Annotated in this window: 18 protein-coding genes; 11 read left to right on the forward strand and 7 right to left on the reverse strand. The window is 36.3% G+C overall.

The features are described 5' to 3' along the window. Complete coding sequence (locus INR75_RS09800; RefSeq protein WP_223091755.1) at positions 1–2,547, forward strand: ABC transporter permease; 2,547 nt, start codon at positions 1–3, stop codon at positions 2,545–2,547. Between the two features lie 61 nt (positions 2,548–2,608). Here INR75_RS09800 and INR75_RS09805 read toward each other — a convergent pair whose 3' ends face one another. From INR75_RS09805 to INR75_RS09815, 3 genes are all read right to left on the reverse strand, one after another. Then, the gene (locus INR75_RS09805) at positions 2,609–3,364 is read right to left on the reverse strand and encodes a hypothetical protein (RefSeq protein WP_223091756.1); all 756 of its coding nucleotides are present in this window, start codon (positions 3,362–3,364) and stop codon (positions 2,609–2,611) included. A 24-nt stretch (positions 3,365–3,388) separates the two neighbouring features. Continuing rightward, a protein-coding gene (locus INR75_RS09810) for an IS3 family transposase (RefSeq protein ID WP_086026153.1) occupies positions 3,389–4,593 on the reverse strand; the annotation gives its coding sequence in 2 pieces (ribosomal slippage) (positions 3,389–4,314 and positions 4,314–4,593; 1,206 coding nt in all). Between the two features lie 10 nt (positions 4,594–4,603). Beyond that, a complete protein-coding gene (locus INR75_RS09815; protein ID WP_223091757.1) occupies positions 4,604–5,005 on the reverse strand; it encodes a hypothetical protein in 402 nt (133 codons plus the stop codon). 297 nt (positions 5,006–5,302) lie between these two features. Between INR75_RS09815 and INR75_RS09820 the strand changes: the two genes are divergently transcribed. The 3 genes from INR75_RS09820 to INR75_RS09830 all read left to right on the forward strand — a co-directional run bounded on the left by INR75_RS09820 (position 5,303) and on the right by INR75_RS09830 (position 8,016). Next, the gene (locus INR75_RS09820; protein WP_223091758.1) at positions 5,303–7,573 is read left to right on the forward strand and encodes a serine hydrolase; all 2,271 of its coding nucleotides are present in this window, start codon (positions 5,303–5,305) and stop codon (positions 7,571–7,573) included. Between the two features lie 111 nt (positions 7,574–7,684). Continuing rightward, positions 7,685–7,840, forward strand: a complete 156-nt coding sequence (locus INR75_RS09825; RefSeq protein WP_223091759.1) for a hypothetical protein — start codon at positions 7,685–7,687, stop codon at positions 7,838–7,840. Between the two features lie 2 nt (positions 7,841–7,842). Next, positions 7,843–8,016, forward strand: a complete 174-nt coding sequence (locus INR75_RS09830) for a hypothetical protein (RefSeq protein ID WP_175487065.1) — start codon at positions 7,843–7,845, stop codon at positions 8,014–8,016. Here the strand turns inward: INR75_RS09830 and INR75_RS09835 are convergent. Then, positions 8,013–9,161, reverse strand: a complete 1,149-nt coding sequence (locus INR75_RS09835; protein ID WP_223091760.1) for an MFS transporter — start codon at positions 9,159–9,161, stop codon at positions 8,013–8,015. The two genes, INR75_RS09830 and INR75_RS09835, sit on opposite strands and share 4 nt — an antisense overlap. 583 nt (positions 9,162–9,744) lie before the next feature. On the opposite strand from INR75_RS09835, the gene INR75_RS09840 reads away from it, so the two are divergent. The 4 genes from INR75_RS09840 (at position 9,745) to INR75_RS20605 (ending at position 13,901) form a co-directional block, all read left to right on the forward strand. Beyond that, positions 9,745–10,026, forward strand: coding sequence for a hypothetical protein (locus INR75_RS09840; RefSeq protein WP_223091761.1), 282 nt, complete (start codon positions 9,745–9,747; stop codon positions 10,024–10,026). Between the two features lie 3 nt (positions 10,027–10,029). Next, positions 10,030–11,388, forward strand: a complete 1,359-nt coding sequence (gene hemN / locus INR75_RS09845; protein ID WP_223091762.1) for an oxygen-independent coproporphyrinogen III oxidase — start codon at positions 10,030–10,032, stop codon at positions 11,386–11,388. Positions 11,389–11,595: 207 nt separating this feature from the next. Then, on the forward strand, positions 11,596–12,345 hold the full coding sequence (locus tag INR75_RS09850; protein ID WP_223091763.1) for a ZIP family metal transporter: 750 nt from the start codon (positions 11,596–11,598) through the stop codon (positions 12,343–12,345). Between the two features lie 1,397 nt (positions 12,346–13,742). Then, positions 13,743–13,901: a transposase gene (locus INR75_RS20605; RefSeq protein ID WP_092542305.1), complete on the forward strand. Its 159-nt coding sequence runs from the start codon at positions 13,743–13,745 to the stop codon at positions 13,899–13,901. A 393-nt stretch (positions 13,902–14,294) separates the two neighbouring features. Here the strand turns inward: INR75_RS20605 and INR75_RS09860 are convergent, their stop codons facing one another. Further along, positions 14,295–14,816: a hypothetical protein gene (locus INR75_RS09860; protein WP_084840005.1), complete on the reverse strand. Its 522-nt coding sequence runs from the start codon at positions 14,814–14,816 to the stop codon at positions 14,295–14,297. A gap of 178 nt (positions 14,817–14,994) precedes the next feature. Continuing rightward, complete coding sequence (locus INR75_RS09865) at positions 14,995–16,281, reverse strand: amidohydrolase (RefSeq protein WP_223091764.1); 1,287 nt, start codon at positions 16,279–16,281, stop codon at positions 14,995–14,997. A 171-nt stretch (positions 16,282–16,452) separates the two neighbouring features. Here INR75_RS09865 and INR75_RS09870 point away from each other — a divergent pair, with 171 nt between their 5' ends. The 3 genes from INR75_RS09870 (at position 16,453) to INR75_RS09880 (ending at position 19,731) form a co-directional block, all read left to right on the forward strand. Continuing rightward, complete coding sequence (locus INR75_RS09870) at positions 16,453–18,777, forward strand: ATP-dependent helicase (RefSeq protein WP_223091765.1); 2,325 nt, start codon at positions 16,453–16,455, stop codon at positions 18,775–18,777. Positions 18,778–18,895: 118 nt separating this feature from the next. After that, positions 18,896–19,108, forward strand: coding sequence for a DUF2945 domain-containing protein (locus INR75_RS09875; protein WP_223091766.1), 213 nt, complete (start codon positions 18,896–18,898; stop codon positions 19,106–19,108). Between the two features lie 2 nt (positions 19,109–19,110). Beyond that, a complete protein-coding gene (locus INR75_RS09880) occupies positions 19,111–19,731 on the forward strand; it encodes an L-threonylcarbamoyladenylate synthase (protein WP_084840008.1) in 621 nt (206 codons plus the stop codon). A 125-nt stretch (positions 19,732–19,856) separates the two neighbouring features. Here INR75_RS09880 and INR75_RS09885 read toward each other — a convergent pair whose 3' ends face one another. Further along, the gene (locus INR75_RS09885; RefSeq protein WP_223091767.1) at positions 19,857–20,951 is read right to left on the reverse strand and encodes a hypothetical protein; all 1,095 of its coding nucleotides are present in this window, start codon (positions 20,949–20,951) and stop codon (positions 19,857–19,859) included. Positions 20,952–21,116 lie beyond the last annotated feature (165 nt).

Here is a 21,116-nt window from a genome sequence, read left to right on the forward strand (position 1 = left end):
ATGCAGCGAATCAACACCACAAAACCGGGGTTTTTCTGGCTGCTAAAAATGGCCTGGAGAGATGGAAAAGCCAGCAAACGTAAGCTTTTGCTTTTTATGGCTTCGATCGTTTTAGGAATTGCCGCGGTGGTTTCTATTCAGTCTTTTGGAGAAAATTTACAGGATAATATTGCGCTGCAATCTAAATCTTTGATGGGCGCCGATTATACCATTGATATGAATCACCCGCCAAGCGAACGGGTTACCGAAATTATGGATTCGCTGGGCATCGATTCTCGTGAAATCAGTTTTGCCTCGATGGCGGCTTTTCCCAATAAAACCGGGACAAAGTTTGTAAGCGTTCGCGGTATAGATGGCGGTTTTCCGTTTTATGGCGAATTTGAAACTACTCCAAAATCTGCCGGTTTAGATTATCAGGATCAAAACGGAGCTTTGGTAGATGCCACGGTGATGCTTCAGTTAGATCTTAGTGTTGGCGATAGTATTAAGATTGGTGAAATTACACTACCTATTTTAGGAAAATTAACGCAGGCTCCTGGTAGCTCTTCGCTTTTCGGAGCCATTGCGCCACCGGTAATTATTCCGTATAAATTCATTGAACAAACGGGACTTATCCAAACCGGAAGCCGGATTAATTACGACTACTATTTTGTGGCCGATAAAAACACCGATCTTAAGCTTTTAGATGAAGAAATCGATCCTCAGTTAGATAAAAAAGATGCCGATCTGGATACACATTTATCTACCAGCGAACGATTGGGAAGACGTTATGAGAACTTCGGAAAATTCCTGAATCTTGTTGCCTTTATCGCATTATTATTGGGTTGTGTTGGGATTGCCAGTGCCATAAATATTTACATCAAAGAAAAATTAAAGTCGGTTGCCTTACTAAAATGTCTTGGCGCTTCACGAAAACAAAGCTTTTTGATCTTTTTGATTCAGGTCGCTTTTATAGGTTTATTAAGCGGAATTTTAGGAAGTATTCTTGGCGTGATTTTACAATACGCTTTTCCGGTAATTTTAGAAGGATTATTACCTGTTGAAATTGCATTATCAATTTCAGGCCGGGTTATTTTTGCAGGGATCATTTTAGGAGTTCTAATGTCGGTTTTATTTGCTTTGTATCCGTTAGTGGGAACACTTTATGTATCGCCGTTACAGGTATTACGCGTTCAGGAAAATACAGGCTCAAAATCACGAAAAGCGCTTTTAGGAATTTCAGTATTAATTATTTTATTTTTATTTCTTTTCTCGTTTTGGCTGCTTAGAAACTGGCAATATTCGCTATCCTTTATTGGTGGTGTTTTGGTCACTTTTGCGATTTTAGCCGGTGTTGCTAAAGTGTTTATGAATCTAATCAGGAAGTTTTTCCCAGATTCGTGGAGTTTTGTTTCAAGACAATCACTTCGGAACTTGTTCCGACCACAAAATCAGACTTTAATATTGATCCTTGCCATTGGGATTGGTACTTTTTTGATCAGTACGCTTTATTTCAGCAAAGACCTTTTACTCGCGCAGGCCACTTTAGAAAATAACAATACCAGCGCAAATATGATCTTGCTGGATGTACAAACAAACCAGACAAAAAATATCGCTGAAACTATCGAATCTCAGGATCTACCGGTTTTAGAAGACATCCCAATCGTTACCATGCGCGTGCAAAATATTAATGGCCGCAGTGTAAACGAGATTAGAGAGGACACTACTTCTACGATAAATGGCTGGATTTTGAGTCATGAGTTTAGAGTGACCTATCGCGATTCTTTAATTGCTTCGGAAAGTATTGAAAATGGCGAATGGATTCCTGAAAGTAAAAATTCAGCGCTAATTCCAATTTCGGTGAGCACCAATTTTGCTGAAGATGCCAAGGTAAAAGTTGGTGATAAAGTTACCTTTAATGTTCAGGGCGTGTTGATGAATACTGAAATTGCCAGCACTCGTTTAGTGGATTGGGGAAGAATGCAGACTAATTTTTCGATCGTTTTCCCAAAAGGAATTTTAGAGCAGGCACCACAATTTCACGTGATGACCACGCAGGTTCCAGATGCTGAAAAATCGGCCGAAATTCAGCAAATATTAGTCAGCAATTATCCAAATGTTTCGATCTTAGATCTACGCCAGGTTCTAAGTATCATCGAAGGATTGCTGGATAAAATAGGTTGGATCATTAATTTTATGGCGTTTTTTAGTATTCTTACGGGAATCATCGTTTTACTGGGTGCCGTTAGAACCAGCAAATATCAGCGAATCAAAGAAAGTGTATTGCTGCGAACCATTGGTGCAAAAAGCAACCAAATCCTTAAAATAGCTGCTTTAGAGTATATTTATTTAGGTGTTTTGGGAAGTTTAAGCGGAATTTTACTCTCACTAATTAGCAGTATGCTTTTAGCCTGGTTGGCTTTTGAAACGACTTTTATCCCATCCTGGATTCCGTTTGGAATTTTATTCCCGGGAATCACTTTACTGGTTTTAATTATTGGATTGGCAAATAGCAGAAGTGTTATTAAAAATCCTCCTTTACAGGTTTTGAGAAGAGAAAGTATTTAACCAAAATAAGCTTCGATTTCAGATTTTTGGAATCGAAGCTTTTAAATTTTTTCGGCAAAAACTATTCTTCTACTTCGCTTAACTCGACATTTGTTTGGTAATAATAGTCACTTTCCCAAATACCTTTTTTTGAAAAACGAGCGCCACTACTGGAATCTCTATAAGTAACTTTGTAAGGAACTTCAAAATGATACTTATTTAAAGAATAATTGATTGCGTAAGTAGCTTGCGGCGGTATATTGAAAGTAAAATCTTCAGAAGATCCAAAATTTGTTGTCCACTCAAAAGCTTCATTATAACTCACTTCATGACGCGATCCAAGGTCTATTGTTACTTCCTCATTATCAAATAGAATTTCAGGAAGTCTAGTTTGAAAACTATCATTTTCAAGTTCAACTGAGATTTGTTGATTATTTTCAGTAAAAGAAGCGGTAAAACTTTTAGGAAATTTACCTTCATCTGTATCTGAAAATTCCATTACATCATCACTTGAATTTGTGATCGTATCGCTATTTACCATTATCCACTCGCTGTTGGTAACTTCACCCTCATCTACCAAAAATTCTATATCATAAATCTCAAAATTTCCTCTAGGTATAATCTGAAATTGTTGATTTTCAGCATCATTTTTTACAGACAGAAAAACAGAACTTTCAGCACTTTCAAGAATAAAATTGCTGTTGTTTTCGTCTAAATTCGCATTTTGAATCAATGAGTAATTTTCATTTTTACTGGGTAAAATTCGCCAATATCGTGTGTCCTGAAATTGGTTATTTTCTTCTTCAGAAAATACAACAGGCTGCTGGACTTGCAACAAAAAACTGGACAAATAGTTGAATGACTACGCTGCTAGTTTAAGGTTATACATGTCTAATTCAAATTCTCTTATAGTTCTATTTCCTAAAAAGGAATGTCTTCTTCTATTATTATACCAAGTTTCTATCCATCCAAAGATGGATAACTCCGCTTCAGATCTCAACTTATAATTGTGCCTATAAACCCATTCTACCTTTAATGATTTAAAGAACGATTCAGCAATGGCATTATCCCAGCAATTACCTTTTCTGCTCATAGATTGGTTTACTAAGCCATTGTAACTTTTAATTAATGAGGTAAACTTATGGCTGGCATATTGTATACCTCGGTCGGAATGAAAAATTAAAGACTGGGTTAAAGTAGTTTTCTTTATAGCCATATGCCAAGCCTTAATAATAGTGTCTTCTGTACTTAGATTATCGCTTAGAGCCCATCCAACAACTTTGCGGTTAAACAAATCAATAATGACAGTAAGGTATAACCAGCCCTGTTTGGTTTTGATATAGGTTATATCGCTTACCCAAACTTGATCCTGTCGGCTTACTTCAAAGTTTTGGTTTAATAAATTAGGAGCTATGGGGTAATTATGTTGACTATATGTGGTTGCTTTAAACTTACGTTTTCGTTTTGCAAACAAATAATTAGCACTCATAATACGTGCAACTCTAGGCTTTGATATTTTATAGCCTAATGTCTCTAGTTCTGTTTTTATTCTAGGTGAACCATAGCTTTGAAAGCTATCTTTAAATATAGATTTAATAAGCCCAGTTACCTTTTGATTTTCTAACCATAATTTACTTGGTCCCGATTGTAACCAATGGTAATAGCCACTTTTGCTTACTTTCAATATTTTACACATCGTCTCGACAGGAAATCTCATAAGGTGTTGTTTTATAAACCTGTATTTTTCTTGTCGCTCGCGGAGAAGATGCTGATGGCCTTTTTTAAGATGTCTCGTTCTAACTCGGCTTCTTTTAATGCCTTTTTTAATCGGGCTATCTCTTTTTCTTCATCGGTCATTTTAGGATTACCACGGCCAGGGAAACTGTTGTTACCGTAATCTTTTAACTCTCTACGCCAACGGTAAAGTACAGATGGAAATATATCCAAGTCTTCACATACTTGTTTTACATTGCCTTTAGCATAACTTAACTCGACTGCTTTTTGTTTAAATTCTAAGGTGTAATGTTTAGATTTTCTTCTCATAATTGCTAAGGTAATAACTAGCAAAAATATTCTCTCAACTTAGTGTCCGGTCTAATGTAGTAATTCCATGCAAAATATCACTATTCTCGCCTACTCCTATTTCTCTCACATCGGGAACTGAAATTAAAGTAAAAGAATCATCATCATACGCTGAATTAGACAAACCAAAAGCAAAACGATCGTCGTTTTCAATAAAATCTTTTAAAACTAAGGTATTTTGTTGATCTGAAAGACTTAAAAATTTTCCTGAAGCTACAGATTTCACATAAAACGGAATTCCGGTGAAATCCTGCCAGTCTTCAGCATTATAATCCTGTGGTGCTTCCAGATCGTTAACAAAATAGTCTGAAGGCACTTCAGCAAATCGAATTTCATCATCTTCAGAACAGGAAATTAAACAGAAAAAGAAAAGAATGAGTACATAAAACTTATTCATATAGAAATACATTTTGATTGATGAAAAAATAACGGTAAAGTCTATAGAAAATTATCGAAACTTAGGATGAATTCTCCAAAAAGTATTTAAATTGAATAAAATTGTAACCAATTTTAGATAATCTCGTCGAACAGTAAACGACCTTGAGGCAAGCCCTCGAGTCATTCGTTGGAAACAAACTTTTAATTTCGAGGCAAGCCTCAGGGTATTATACCCTTTGGCGGTGCCAATAAAAGAGAGATCTAAAATCCATAATTTCAGCGCTCAGATTTAAAACATTACTAAAAACCATCAATCATGCAAAAACGCTATTTATTATTTTTTTCCTTTTTTATTTTGAATTTAATTCCTGTCTGCGCACAGGAAAAACTGAAACCAAATCAACCCATTTCAGGAACATTAAAAACTTCAGAAAGCGCTGAATCCTTTAGTATAGCCTTAGACTCGGCTTACTTTGTTTATGGCAAGATCGAACAGGAAACCGTAGATGGCGTTGTAAAGTTATATTCCGCAGCAGATAAATTAGTAGAAGAATTTGATAAAAGCGGAAAAGGGCCAGATTACTTCAGTTTTGTAACCAGCAAAAAAGGAGATTACCGGCTGGAAGTGGTTCCGTTTAAGAAAGACTCCGGAAACTTCAGCATAGAAATTTTAACAGCAGAACCTTTGGCAAAATCACCTGAAGGTAAAGTAGATCAACTATTAATTGGATATTCTGGTGATCATCCCGGCGCTGAAGTTTTGGTACTAAAAGATGGGAAAGTACTTTTAGAAAAGGCTTATGGAATGGCGAATCTTAGCTATAATATTCCGTTTAAAACCAATACACCAACCAATATTGGTTCCACCACAAAGCAATTTACCGCGATGGCGATCATGCTGTTGCAGCAACAGGGAAAATTAAATATCGACGATGATATTAGAAAATATATCCCTGAATTACCCGAATTTGAGCATAAAGTGACATTGCGAAACTTCCTAACGCACACTAACGGATATCGTGAATATCTAAACCTTTTTTCGCTTACCGGAAGTGATCTTACCCTGCCAATTAGCGAGGAGCAAATTATTAGAAGTATCCAAAATCAGCCAAAATTGCAAAACGAACCGGGAACTAAATTCAATTATAATAATACCGGCTTTATTTTATTGAGTCTTGTGGTCGAAAAAGTTACCGATACGCCTTTCCCAGAATGGATGAAAGAAAATGTCTTTAAACCGTTGAATATGAATAATACTCGCGTTAGAGCTTCTAACGATGAAATTATTCCCAATCGTGCTGCCGGGTATAAAATTGGCGAATCTGGTGCTTATGTAGAAGTTGAAGATTTGCAATATTCACGTGGTGCAGGCGGAATTTACACTACCCTACCCGATCTAAAAAACTGGGTCGAAAACTTCAAATCTCACCAATTAGGTGGCGAAGAAATTTTTAAGGCAATGACGACGCCTTTTGTTTTAAAAAATGGAGATACGCTAGATTATGGATTCGGATTATTTATTGATGAATTTCAGGATAAAAAACGAATTCAGCATGGTGGCGCAGATAACGCGCATCGATCGATGTTAATGTACTTACCAGAATTTGATGCAGCGGTGATCACTCAAAGTAATAATGCGTCTTTCAATAGTGCTTTAATGGCGAATAAAATTGCCAATATTTATTTTGAAGAGGAATTCAATTCATCTAAAAAACCGGAAGATGGCAAATATGATCTTGCAAAATTTGAAAAACTGCTAGGTGAATATGCTTTAGATGAGGCACCAGATTTTATTATGAATTTTATGAAGAAAGATGATAAAATCTCAGTTCAAGCTACTAATCAGCCAGAAATAGAACTTATTGCAGAATCTGATTCGGTTTTTAAAATTAAAGGAATTAACGCACGTGTAAAGTTTGATCTAGACGAAGAAGGAAATGCGAAAACCTTAACCTTAATGCAGAATGGAAATCATATGGCGACAAGAATTTCTTCGGAAAAAACCTCTGAAGATTTTGTGTATGAAACATCGAAATTCGAAAAACTTTTGGGCAAATATGCTTTAGAGGAAATGAAATCTTTTGTGATGACTTTTATGAAAGATGAAGACCGAATTTACACTCAGGCTACAGGTCAACCGGAATTAGATTTAATAGCCGAATCTGATTCGATTTTCAAGATTAAAGGTGTGAATGCCCGGGTAAAATTTCATCTTAACGAAAACGGATCGGCAGATTCTTTAACGCTAATTCAAAATGGCTTGCATATAGCCAAGAAAATAGAAACTTCAGAAAAAGTAGAACTCGATATTTTCACCGGAAGTTTTTACAGCAGTGAGATTGAAACCGTTTATCAAATTGAAATGAAAGACGAACATCTAGAAATTTCGAGCTTTTTATTTCCTGAAAATTTAGAATTAGAATATACTACTGAAGATATTTTTGCCACGGGTTATCCAGTGCAATCCATAAAATATATACGTAACAGTAAAAATGAAATTATAGGATTTGAAGTAGATAATGGCAGAACCAGTGGAGTAAGGTTCGATAAAATGAACAAAGAATTTTTGATTCAGAGATCTAAATAATAGGTGACTAATTAGTTTATTTAAAGGGGGATTATTCCCCTTTTTTCTATTCTTAAAAATTTCTTAAATTTACCATCAACCAATAAAAAGAATCAAAGTAACCAACCGACTATGAAAAATATTACCAAAAGAGACCTGAAATTTTTATTGCTGGGATTTTTCTGTTATTTCTCGCTAAATGTTTTTTTAGACTGGAATGAAAACACAGAAGCCTTTTTAGAAGGCTATAACGAAGGTAAAGCCTATTTTCTAAAAGCAAACGATTAAATATGAGAGCTTTTGTAAAAAATAACATCTCTATCTTAAGTCTTAGTTTTCTGCTTTTGCTTTACTTAACGCTAATGTTATTCAATTTTAATGACGAAAAGCGCAAAAGCTTTTTACATGGAAACATTTCTGCCAGTCCTAAGATGATCGAAACAGAAATTGCTAGTCAGGATTAACTATTCTGTACTTTTGCCTGTCTTTTAAAGAACTTTCTGGAGATGGGAAAAAGCATTAATCCGGCGATGAGAAACAGTAAAAAAGCGATCTTTAAACCGAGTAATTCGGCTAAATAACCAACTAATGGCGGCCCAAGTAACATTCCCGTTACACTATATGTGGTTACGATAGAAATTGCCATCCCGGGACTGTATTTTGGTGATTCTCCTGCAAGTCCCATCGTCATTGGCATTACTGCTGCAATTCCTAAGCCAACTACACTAAAGCCAACCAAAGCTGGCCAGAAATACGGAAATAAAACTACCGTTAAAACACCAAAAACAACCATTAAAGAACTAACAATATACGTTCTTGGCATCCCTATTTTTTCTACTACCAGATCTGAGCAGAAACGAGAAATCGCCATAAAAATCATAAAAGTTAGATAGCCTAGCGTAAATATCTCTTCGCCAACCACTTCTTTAAAATAAACTCCACTCCAGTCGAACATCCCGCCTTCACACAAAGACGCAAAAAATACCATTAGTCCTAAGATGAAAATATAGCCATCTGGTTTTCCTAATTTTAATTTGCTACCACCGGTTGTTTTATCGCCGCTAAGTAAAAAACCAAAACTACTACCAATACAAACTAAACTTACGGTTGCAACTATACTTAAATGAATAGGCATTTCTACACCAAATTTCACCATAAAAGTCGACAAAGCCACGCCAATGATCCCACCACAACTCCATGCAGCGTGAAAAGAACCTATGATCTTCCGAAGAAAAGATTTTTGTAAACTTATCGATTGGGTATTCATCGAGATGTTCATTATTCGCATTGCAAAAGCAAAAAAGAACATACTCAGCATTAAAGTATAAATATTGGTAGACCAGCCAATCCCGGCTAAAGACATAGAAATAAGAACGATCCCGGCAAAAAGCGGACTGCGACTATCGAATTTTGATACCAGCCAGCCCGAAATGGGTAAACCCACAATATTTCCAAATGGCATTACCAAAAGCAGGCTTCCCAATTCGGCTTCACTTAGATCGTATAATTCTTTTACTGAAGGAATTCTGGATGCCCAGGTAGCAAATGAAATTCCACTTATAAAAAAACAAATACTTAATGCGATGCGTTGTTTGTGCCTAGCTTCCATTCTTGATCATAAACTACCTAAAGGCAAATGCGTAAGGTATGTATTAGAAATTAATTTTATGTCGAGGCAAGCCTCGAAGTATGCAATATCGATTATCGAGTAAAATACAAATATCAGTAATTAGGATTACATAGTCTGTATACTAAAACCTTTTAATGCTGTAAAAAGAAGCTTTTTTGAATTTTTTAGATAAAAAGAAAAGATTCTTCTTCTAGATCCTGCTTTAGAAATCCAGAGATACCTGTTTCGTCTTCTACCATTAGAATTCTCATAATCCAAAATTGCTATTAATCTTTCAAATAAACTCTAGGATCTCCCTAAGATTGACTTAAAACAGTGATTTAAGTCGTGATAAACGATGCAATTGCCATATAATTAATATTCGAAGTTTCAGCTCTCAATTTTTGTCACTGATCGTTATACTTTCATTTTCTCTTCGGAATTTAAAAGTTTATCTAAGCAGCTTCAGCGATACAGAAGTTTATTCTAAAAAATTTCAGAAAAAATATCCAAACTGACAATTATCATATTTTACGAAGAGCTTCTAAGGTAATTTTGGTGTATAATTAAAAATCCTCGAGTTATGACACTTTATGCAAAATTAAACGAAGAATTTAGCCACAATTTTTTAGGTTATTCAGCTTTAGCAATGATCGTTTCTACCTGTTTAGGCGGGATCGCAATTATGACCACTTTAATGCATGGCCACGAAGCATTACAAATGTTCCTGGTTTTTATTAGTGTTGCTATTTGTAGCGCCCATAATGCATCGATTTTAACAGTGCAAAAACCTAGTATTGTTTTTCACTTATTTACCTCTAGTGTTTTAATTAACACCTTACTAATTATAGGAAATAGCATATAGATCATGCAATCGCTGGTAAATAAATATAATGTAGCCGGTCCAAGGTACACAAGCTATCCAACCGTGCCGTATTGGGATGATGTTTCTTTTTCATTAAAAGAGTGGAAAGAATGTTTAAAGAAAAGTTATGTAGAAAGTAAGCACAACGGTATAAGCCTCTACATCCATCTCCCATATTGTGAAAGTATGTGTACCTTTTGCGGCTGCAATAAAAGGATTACCAAAAATCATCTGGTAGAAATTCCATACATCAAATCCCTTCTTATAGAATGGGATTTGTACGTTTCTTTATTTGAAGAAAAGCCAAAGATCTCTGAATTACATATTGGTGGGGGCACCCCAACTTTTTTCTCTTCGGAAAATTTACAACTGCTAATTGAAGGTTTATTTAAAGATCCTAACGAGCGTGCTGAAGCAAAACTAAGTTTCGAAGGTCATCCTAACAACACCACTCACAAACACCTTGAAGTTTTAGCTAATCTTGGCTTTACACGAGTAAGTTTTGGGGTACAGGATTATAACTTAAAAGTTCAGCAAGCGATAAACAGAATTCAGCCTTTCGAAAATGTACAAAAAGTAACAACCCTTGCAAGACAGGCAGGCTACACCTCGATAGGTCACGATATTATTTTTGGATTACCTTTTCAGACCACGGCAGATATAGAAAATACCATAAACCTAACTAAAAAGCTTAGGGCCGAGCGTATTGCATTCTACAGCTATGCACATGTGCCATGGATAAAAGGAAATGGGCAGCGCGGTTTTAAAGACGAAGATCTACCTTCTGCGGAAGAAAAAAAGGCGCAATTCGAATTAGGTAAACAGCTATTACTAGATGCAGGTTATATCGAAATTGGCATGGATCACTTTGCCCTGCCAGAAGATGAACTGGCTAAAAGTTTACACCAAAAAACAATTCATAGAAATTTTATGGGTTATACCACGGCAACAACGCAGTTAATGGTTGGTTTGGGTGTATCTGCCATTGGAGATTCGTGGTATGCTTTTGGGCAAAATGTAAAAAGTATTGAAGAATATAAAAGTTTGGTTGAAGGTGGAATTTTCCCGATCTATCGTGGGCATATTTTAAGTCCTGAAGATCTAATAATTCGCCGCCATATTCTAAACCTTATGTGTAAACTGGAAACCAGTTGGGAAGATGAAAGTTTACAGTTTACAGAATTACCAGATGTGATAATAAAACTATCTGAGATGCAAGAAGACGGATTATTAAAAATCCTCGATAATAAAATTGAGATTACAGAAAAAGGTAGAGCCTTTGTTCGCAATGTGTGTATGGCATTCGATCTTAGGCTTCAACGCAAAAAACCTGATACTAAACTATTTTCCATGACAATTTAAATTCTGTCTTCTTTAAACCAGGGGCTTTCTTTTAACGCTCTTAACCTTATCCATAAGATTTCGGGGATTTTCTGACTGGAAGGTAAGATATCGTTATGGGAAGCCTCTTTTTTATTGCTATTATTTCTGAATTTAAACATTCAAACTTCTATTTTTCTTTCCTGCCGCTCCTTCCATTTTCATTACTTTTATAAAAAAACAAAGTAAATGCCAATTTGGATACAGGCCGGTCTTTGGGGACTATTTACAGGAAGTGCTTTAATCGTAGGATCTGTTTTTGGATATTTTTTTAATCTGAAACAAAAATTGATCGCTATCATTATGGGATTTGGAGCCGGAGTTTTAATCTCGGCTTTGTCTTTCGAATTGATGGAAGAAGCTTTTGAACAAAGCGGATTATTACCCAGTTCAATTGGATTTTTAAGCGGAGCATTAATCTACTATTTCGCTAACAAGTTTTTAGAAAAAAGTGGCGCAAAACATCGAAAACGATCCCAGCAGCAGCAACCTTCTGAGAACGAGCAGGAAGGAAGCGGAATCGCCATTGCATTAGGAGCTCTTTTAGATGGTATTCCTGAATCGATCACGATTGGAATTAGTATGCTTGAAGGTGGTGCGGTAAGTATTGCCACCGTGATCGCTATTTATATTTCAAATTTACCTGAAGGCTTATCCAGCTCTGCCGGTATGAAAAAAGCAGGACGTTCCAAACTTTTTATCTTTGGAATCTGGCTGGGTATCGCCATACTTTCTTCACTGGCTTCTATTTTAGGCTATTCCTTATTTAGCCAGCTTTCTCCTGCAATTAACGGCGCAACACTCGCTATTGCAGCCGGAGCGATTCTAAATATGATCTCTTCTACCATGATCCCTGAAGCTTTTGAAAAAGGTCATAGTATCATTGGACTTATGTGCGTTTTGGGCTTTTTAAGCTCCTTTTTACTTTCTCACTTTTAATCAATTAATAGCGAATCAATGAGCAATAATCAATGGACAGTGGGCAGTCGCAATGTGCAGTTGGCATTACCAATTTTGTCGCTTCAAGTGACATATTTTGAAGTGTAACGGAGAAATTTTTTGTAGCGAGAAGTCTTTTTCAATAAGCAGTGAACAGTCCCAGTTTGCAGCCCTTAATTTCTCGCTATAATTTTAATTCCGCTAACGCTACGTCAGAATCACTAGAATTGGAAATTCATCATAAGTTCAAAAGAGATCTCTCCGCTCCGCCTGCCTGCCGGCGAGGCAGGGTCGAGATGACGTAAAACCTTTGCTAATTCAAAATTCAGCATTCGAAATTCAACATTTCTAGTCTAATTTCTAAAAGCAAAGCGGTCTCATTTCTAAACTCTATAGCGCAACGGAATGGAGAAATCTGAATCTCAATTTGAAGTGAACAGTCCCAGTTTGCAGTTCATAAGTTCTCGATACAATTTTAATTCCGCTTTTGCTACATCAAAATCACTCCTTTAGACTTATATTGTTATTTGAGAGCAGTATTACTAAGAAAAGAGAGCGGAACTTGGGTACACTATTTTCACTCAGAACATAAAGTTCAAAGTTCGATTCAGACCTAAGTTCAGACTTTCATCAACAATCTCTAATAGAAATTCGGGATACAAGCCCATTATCAAGGAGTTGAGTTATTGATAAAATCCTTCTTATCTGGAAAGCTTTACAAAGTTATGAAAAGTATTTATGTAGGTATCGACATCAGTAAAAACACTTTGGACTTTTGTGTTAGATCTCCCAGTGGGGGCAACCTTTCACAAGATTGGTAACAAAGTTAAAAGTATTCGAAAGCTACTGCAAAGCATAGCTAAGTTAGATGCCAGCGCATTTATAGCCATAGAAACACAGGTATTATAACCATAATCTCTACCAAACTATGAAAGACTTTGATTTTAACGTATACGTAATAGACCCCAAGCATATTAAAAGAAGTATTGGTCTGGTACGTGGTAAAAATGATAAGGTAGATGCCAAGAGGATCGCTATATTCATAGAAAGGAACTATTAGAATTTTGAATGCTGGAAACCCTGCAGCGAAGCCATCAGATCTTTAAAAATATTGATGAGCCAACGTAAGTCAAAAATAAAGCAGTGCAAAGGGATCAAACAGCAAATGGCCAATTTAAAAGATATTACTTTTAACAGCAGTACCAGAAAACTGATCAAGATCAATCAAAGGCTATCAAAGAACTGGATAGGCACATCCACGAAATAGAAACTTTGATCCGTGCCGAGATCAATCGAACCCGATTTTACAACAACAGCTCAAAAGGATCAAGACCGTACCGGGCATACACGATGTTACCGCTTGGATGATCGCCGTTAAAACCTAAGCCTTCCAACGTTTGACCGATCCAAGAAAGCTAGCCTGTTTTGCTGGTGTAGTACCATTTGAGCAACAGAGCGGCACCAGCCTAAGAACCGAATCCAGAGTATCTAAAATGGCAGATATGGCAATAATTAAAAATCAAACAAATTATAAAAACCGATTGGAATTGTCATAGAAATCGAAATGACATTTTTCAAATCCAAATTCAGCATTCAGCTTTCAAAACAAATTCGTAATCAAACTTTTTAAGTAATCCCAGATACTGAATAGCGTGTAAAAAACTAAAAAGCTTAATCCCAGAACTAAGATATTTGGCTTTTCTTTTGATTTTTGAGTTTTGCTAGTCTTTGTCATAATTCTGAACTATGAATTTTAAATCTAATTTCGAAATATCGATTCTCATATTATTACTTTTTACTTGTTTGAAGTTCAATTAGATAAAATATAAAAACTTTAAAAATTAAAGCTCAAATTGTGAAATTTCAGGATCAATTTTCAAGCTGATCGCTAATTGCTGAAAGCTAACAGCTAAAAAACTTTAATCTGTGCACCGTTAACTGTAAACTAATTAAACAATTTCCTTCACCTCATTTTTAACGAACGTAAGTGCTGCCACGGTTGGTGCATCTTCATCCATCAAAACGGTGAGTACTTTTTCCTGAAGCATGGCCGCATTTTCAACAGTATTATCTGCTGCGGTTTGCCTTATAAGTGATATTGTAGCATTTTTGGCTGTTTTTATATAATTCCAGCATTCATTAGAAACATATATCTGTTGCGCTAAATTATGCTCAAATTCTTGATCTATTGCCGCTACCAGTGTATTGGAATATTGAATTTTATCTGAACTATTAGGCTTTATTCTTACCAGTAAACTTCCTGGGGAAATACGTTCCAAAAATAAGGTCATGCGTTCGTAAGCCTGGAGTTTAAGAGGAAGTGCTGTTTTTTGATTTTCCTGATGTAGTAAAAATCGTCGTCTTCGATTCTCATTTTCAGAAAAGGTTTTAAAAAAGTAAAAAGCTACTGCGGCTACAATGATAGCCGGTAAAATATTATAAAGGATTTGCAATAAATCTAGATCGCTCATGCTGGTTTATTCTAAAAAAACGAAAGGTACTTTTTCTAAGTTAAACGTCAAAGTTAACGAAAAAGTACCTTTTAATTTATTTAGGATTTTTGCTTAAAAGTTATCAAAGCGAGAAACTAAATCAAGCCCGCCTGCCGGACGGGTAGGTTTAGCATGACAAGAAATTTCTTAAAGTTATTTATTGCGGAGGATCAAGATAATCTAAAGCCAATTGGGTCATTGCCTTAACGCCTAGTAATAATCCACTTTCATCGATAAAGAAATCGGGCGTATGATGCGGTGCCGGTTCTTCGCTATCCAAAGGTTGTCCGCCTAAAAAGAAATATAAACCGGGTACTTCTTCCTGAAAATAAGAGAAATCTTCACCGCCGGTAGTTGCTTTAACCAGTTCTACATGATCTTCTCCGGCCACTTTTTGAAGGCTTGGCAACATTTGATTAGTCAATGCAACATCATTATACGTAACAGCGGTGTTATTTTGGATATCAATAGTTGCTTTACCGCCGTAGGCTTCAGCAAGTTTAGGAACCATTTCTTTCATTCGGCTTAAGATCTTTTCGCGCATTTTAGGCTCTAAGGTCCTCACTGTTCCTATCATTTCGGCACTTTCAGGAATAATATTAAAACGTACACCACTGGTAATTTTTCCAACGGTGATCACTGCCGCGGCATCGATCAATTTAGAATCCCGACTAATAATCGTTTGTAAACCATCGATAATTTTTGCTGAAATAAGAATAGGATCTGTACCACTCCAGGGTTGCGAGCCATGTGTTTGTTTTCCTTTTACATTAATCACAAAACGTTCTACCGCAGCCATTGTACCTTCAGGTTTATAGCGAATGGTGCCAACGGGAGTTTCAGAATTAATATGTAAACCAAAGATGGCATCTACATCAGGACTTTTTAAAACACCTTCTTTGATCATTAATTTTGCGCCGCCTTCTTCACCCGGTGGTGGACCTTCTTCAGCTGGTTGAAAAATGAATTTTATAGTTCCATGAATCTTGTCTTTGTTTTGCGCTAAAACTTCAGCAGCACCCATCAATATTGCGGTATGCGTATCATGACCGCAGGCATGCATCACTCCGGTTTGCGAGCCAAGAAATTCGGTAGTTACTTCAGATTTAAAAGGAAGATCATTCCTTTCGGTTACCGGTAAAGCATCAATATCGGCACGTAAAGCCACAACTTTGCCGGGATGATCGCCTTTCAGTAAAGCTACAACTCCGGTTTTTGCGATTTCGGTTTCGACTTCAAAACCTAAGTTTTTTAAATGTTTGGCGATTTTTTCAGCAGTTTCAAATTCGCGATTAGAAAGTTCGGGATGTTCGTGGAAATCTCTTCGCCATTCGATCACTTTTTCTTCTACAGCAGCGATGTCTTCTTCAAGATCAGCATCTATATGTTGTCCGTAGCTAAAAGCGGAAAATAATAAGAGGGATAGATAGTAAATTTTATTCATTGAAATTCGTTAAAAAGGGTTTATGTATTCAGCTAAAAAGTAGTTCTCTTAAAAATACTAAAAAATATAAACATTCATGGCTTAGCACATCACTGTTTAAAAGTATTAACTGGCTGGGTTTAGAAATTGATTCATTTTGGTTAAATTCACGCTTTTAAAATTTGAAGGAAATTGGAAGCTTATTTAGCCGAATTAAATGATGCCCAAAGGGCGCCAACATTGCAGATTGATGGTCCTATGATCGTAATTGCGGGAGCCGGTTCTGGTAAAACCCGTGTGCTTACGTATAGGATCGCATACATGATGAGTAAAGGGATCGATGCCTTTAATATTCTTGCGTTAACCTTTACCAATAAAGCGGCAAGAGAAATGCAGCATCGTATTTCGCAGATCGTAGGTAGGAGTGAAGCTAAAAACCTATGGATGGGTACATTTCACTCGGTTTTTGCCAAGATTCTACGTTTTGAGGCCGATAAATTAGGCTACCCTTCTAATTTTACGATTTATGATACGCAGGATTCGCAAAGTGTGATTAGGGCGATCATTAAAGATATGCAGCTGGATAAAGATGTTTATAAATATAAGCAGGTATATAGCCGAATTTCGTCTTACAAAAACAGTCTGATCACGGTAAAAGCCTATTTCAATAATCCTGAATTAATGGAGGCCGATGCGATGAGCAAAAAGCCAAGAATGGGCGATATTTACCAGGAATATGTACAGCGTTGTTTTAAAGCCGGCGCCATGGATTTTGATGATCTATTGCTGAAAACCAATGAGCTTTTAAACCGTTTTCCTGAAGTGCTTCAGAAATATCAGAATCGTTTTCGATATATTTTGGTAGATGAGTACCAGGATACCAATCACTCGCAATATTTGATCGTAAAAGCATTGTCTGATAAGTTTCAGAATATATGTGTGGTAGGGGACGATGCGCAGAGTATTTACGCGTTCCGTGGTGCGAACATTAATAACATTCTGAATTTCCAGAAAGATTACGAAGGCGTAGAAATGTACCGTCTAGAACAAAATTATCGTTCTACCGGAAATATTGTAAATGCAGCCAACTCGATAATCGATAAAAACCAGACCAAATTAGATAAAGTAGTTTGGACGGCAAACGACGACGGGCCAAAGATCGTGGTAAACCGATTACTTACAGATGGTGAAGAAGGACGATTTGTAGCCAGTTCGATCTTTGAGAATAAGATGCAAAACCAAATGGCTAATGGAGATTTTGCCATTTTATATCGAACCAATGCCCAGAGTAGGGCAATGGAGGATGCGCTTAGGAAGAAGGATATTCCGTATCGAATTTATGGAGGTTTGTCGTTCTACCAGCGTAAAGAGATTAAAGATGTGCTTTCTTACTTGCGATTATTGATCAACCCAAAAGATGAAGAAGCTTTAAAGCGTGTGATCAATTATCCTGCACGTGGGATTGGAGCCACAACGATGGACAGGCTAAGTATCGCTGCAAATAAATATGGAAAATCGATTTTCGAAGTTTTAGAAAATCTGGATCATTTACCAGAACTTAAGATCACAAAAAGTACCAGGACCAAGCTGGACAATTTTGTAAATATGATCAAGCATTTTACAATTTTGGCTCAGAATGCCGATGCGTTTACTGTTGCAGATACGGTGACCAAAAAAACCGGACTCGTACAGGAACTTAAAAAAGATGGTACTCCAGAAGGTATTGCAAGAATCGAGAATATCGAAGAGCTTTTAAACGGTATAAAGGATTTTGTGGAAGAGCAAAAAGAACTCGCCGATGCCAATGGATCTATAGCTGAATTTTTAGAAGATGTCGCTTTAGCCACAGATCTTGATAAAGATACTGAAGATGAAGATCGCGTGGCGCTTATGACGATTCACCTGGCGAAAGGATTGGAGTTTCCTTACGTTTATATTGTAGGTATGGAAGAAGATCTTTTCCCTTCAGCAATGAGTATGAATACCCGATCTGAACTTGAAGAAGAACGTCGTTTATTTTATGTTGCAGTAACTCGAGCTGAAAAACAGGCTTTCTTAACTTATACGCAAAGTAGATATCGTTGGGGGAAATTGGTAGATGCCGAGCCAAGCCGATTTATAGAAGAAATAGATGATAAGTTTTTGGATTATATGATTCCGCAGGATGATTATAAATACAAACCGCTTATCAATACCGATATTTTTGGAGATGAAGTTGATAAATCTAAACTTCGCCAAACAAAACCAAAAGCAGGAACGCCACCACCGGCGCATAAGCCAACAGAGGAACAGTTAAGGAAATTACGAAAACTAAGACCGGCAGCTTCAGAACCAGCAAAAGCCTCGAATGCAATTCAGCTTGAAGTTGGTAACGAAGTCGAGCACATGCGTTTTGGAAAAGGAAAAGTTTTAGGGATTGAAGGTATAGGCCAGGATAAAAAAGCCGAGATCAATTTTGAAAATGGTGGTATTAAAAAGCTGTTGCTAAGATTCGCTAAATTGAAGCTACTTTCTTAATGCACATTCTGAAATTCTAGAAAACCGTAAACCACTAGTAATTACAAGGTTTTCGAGTTAAACTTGTGTTATTCAGGGCCGCAAAATGCGGCTTTCTTTTTATCTTCAAAAGAAAAAGATGATTCAGAAAGGAAGTAACGTTAAATGGGAATGGGGAAATGGAACTGCTGAAGGTAAAGTAACCGAAACTTATACTGAAGAGGTTACCAAAACCATAGACGGCAGTAAGATTACCCGAAAAGGAGAACAGGGAAATAAAGCCTTGTTTATCGAACAGGAAGATGGTAGCAAAGTCCTGAAACTAGAGAAAGAAGTTGAAAAAGCTGATTAAAAATGGCAGAAATTATTCGTATTTATAACGAAAATCCGAATCCGCGTGAAATCACTAAAGTCGTAAAAACTTTGCGTAGCGGCGGACTAGTAATTTATCCAACCGATACGGTTTATGGTTTAGGTTGTGACATTACCAATAACTCCGCTTTAGAAAAGATCGCCCAGATTAAAGGAGTGAAATTGGAAAAAGCGAATTTCAGTTTTATTTGTCACGATTTAAGTAATCTTTCAGATTATGTGAAGCAAATTGATACTGCGACTTTTAAAATTCTGAAAAGATGTTTGCCCGGTCCTTATACTTTTATTTTGCCGGGAAATAATAATTTACCAACGGTATTCAAGAAAAAGAAAACCGTTGGGATAAGAGTGCCAGATAACAATATTTGTCGGGCCATCGTAGAAGAATTAGGCAATCCAATAGTTTCAACCTCGATAAGAGACGAAGATGAGGTGATTGAATATACCACAGATCCAGAGTTGATTCAGGAAAAATGGGATAACCTGGTAGATATTGTGATCGATGGTGGATATGGTGATAATACCCCAAGTACCGTGATCGATTTAACTTCAGAAGAACCAGAAGTACTAAGAGAAGGAAAAGGAAGTTTGGAAATAATGTAAAACTAAAGCGTTTTAAAATTGAAAATCCTCGTTTATCCGGTGATTTTTCATATTTTAAAATGAAGAGAGTTTAAAATAAAAAGCCTCGCATCTGCGAGGCTTTTTATATATAAATGTGGTATCTGTTATAATATTTCATCGATATTTTCCACAAAATAGTCATGAGCTTCTTGCTGAGAAAGAATTTTCTCTTTTTTCTGAGCAGAGGCAGCCAGTTCATAACCAAGTCGGGAAGCTTCCATTCTTTGAAGCGGAGTTCCATGATGTCCACTACTACTAAAACTACAATCTCCAATCGCAAAAAATAGTTCAAAAAACTGTTCTACTCTTTTCCAATTATAGGTAGCTCCTCTTTTGTGAGTCATATAATAAGAAGCAAGAAAATCTGCTTCCAATTCAGTATATCTGGTAGCTTCCGCAGGATCATCTGCAGCTCCATTTGGATACCAGGATGAGGTATTATCAAATTGTATTTGATGCGCCCATTCGTGAGATAAAATACCAGTCCATACTATTTTTGAATCTATTCCGGTTTCAGATAACATCTGTACAATACCGTCACCAATTACGATTAGGTTATTAGTTACTGCAAATCCATCAGTCGCAAAAAACGGATTTTCGGGTAAATTAGGAGAAGCAGCATTAATAGCCAGGATTTGATCTGCGATCGCATAGGCATCTTCGCGAGTTTCTACATTTGCACCAACAATTTCATAAAGATCGGCAACTTTTTCTCGATCATTTAAAGTAGCTGTATGCTGCCCATTTAAGATAATTTCATCCTCCATGTCCCAAAATCTCTCGAGCTCTCTTTTTCGCTTAGACATAAAATTTGTATAGCTTCCATCTTCGCCAAAATATTGTTCGCTTCTATCAAAATAAGAATAGTAAAAATTCAGATCTAAGTAGAGTGAGTAATAAGTTAGTGCTAATTGATCCTGAACTATGGGTAAAATATAATCATTTTGTACTTCAGCAAATGCAGTGGGCGCGCATTCGCTAGGGCTTACCGCATCATTTGTAATTAAATCGCCCAGGTTTTCATTTACATCTGGTAATTCTTCTTTTAAACTAAAATCTGTGTTTACAGTATTATTGTTAACACTATAATTTAGCGTTTCGTAACTAGAGTTTTCCTCTTCGATCTTCTCGCTTTCACAAGAAAATACAAATGCTAATGCAGCCAGAAGGCTTAGGCCACGGAGTTTGTTTCGTTTCATCAAAAATTGTTAAGTTGTTAAGAAAAGTTTAAAATATACATAATTTTAGATTTGATCAAAAATTATAGTTCACAATTTAATTATGTATTAATAATTTATGATTTGTAAATGAATGATGAAATTTGTTTAAACTAACTTTTTATAATGGCATTCGTTGGTTCCATT

The organism is Zunongwangia sp. SCSIO 43204, assembly GCF_019904275.1.
Classification (GTDB): domain Bacteria; phylum Bacteroidota; class Bacteroidia; order Flavobacteriales; family Flavobacteriaceae; genus Zunongwangia; species Zunongwangia mangrovi.

What these genes read in the sequence shown, in the direction of transcription:
- INR75_RS09800 (WP_223091755.1), top strand. Translation starts at nt 1, where the DNA reads ATGCAGCGAATCAACACCACAAAACCGGGGTTTTTCTGGCTGCTAAAA.
- INR75_RS09815 (WP_223091757.1), bottom strand. Translation starts at nt 5,005, where the DNA reads ATGAATAAGTTTTATGTACTCATTCTTTTCTTTTTCTGTTTAATTTCC.
- INR75_RS09820 (WP_223091758.1), top strand. Translation starts at nt 5,303, where the DNA reads ATGCAAAAACGCTATTTATTATTTTTTTCCTTTTTTATTTTGAATTTA.
- INR75_RS09825 (WP_223091759.1), top strand. Translation starts at nt 7,685, where the DNA reads ATGAAAAATATTACCAAAAGAGACCTGAAATTTTTATTGCTGGGATTT.
- INR75_RS09830 (WP_175487065.1), top strand. Translation starts at nt 7,843, where the DNA reads ATGAGAGCTTTTGTAAAAAATAACATCTCTATCTTAAGTCTTAGTTTT.
- INR75_RS09835 (WP_223091760.1), bottom strand. Translation starts at nt 9,161, where the DNA reads ATGGAAGCTAGGCACAAACAACGCATCGCATTAAGTATTTGTTTTTTT.
- INR75_RS09840 (WP_223091761.1), top strand. Translation starts at nt 9,745, where the DNA reads ATGACACTTTATGCAAAATTAAACGAAGAATTTAGCCACAATTTTTTA.
- hemN (WP_223091762.1), top strand. Translation starts at nt 10,030, where the DNA reads ATGCAATCGCTGGTAAATAAATATAATGTAGCCGGTCCAAGGTACACA.
- INR75_RS09850 (WP_223091763.1), top strand. Translation starts at nt 11,596, where the DNA reads ATGCCAATTTGGATACAGGCCGGTCTTTGGGGACTATTTACAGGAAGT.
- INR75_RS09860 (WP_084840005.1), bottom strand. Translation starts at nt 14,816, where the DNA reads ATGAGCGATCTAGATTTATTGCAAATCCTTTATAATATTTTACCGGCT.
- INR75_RS09865 (WP_223091764.1), bottom strand. Translation starts at nt 16,281, where the DNA reads ATGAATAAAATTTACTATCTATCCCTCTTATTATTTTCCGCTTTTAGC.
- INR75_RS09875 (WP_223091766.1), top strand. Translation starts at nt 18,896, where the DNA reads ATGATTCAGAAAGGAAGTAACGTTAAATGGGAATGGGGAAATGGAACT.
- INR75_RS09880 (WP_084840008.1), top strand. Translation starts at nt 19,111, where the DNA reads ATGGCAGAAATTATTCGTATTTATAACGAAAATCCGAATCCGCGTGAA.
- INR75_RS09885 (WP_223091767.1), bottom strand. Translation starts at nt 20,951, where the DNA reads ATGAAACGAAACAAACTCCGTGGCCTAAGCCTTCTGGCTGCATTAGCA.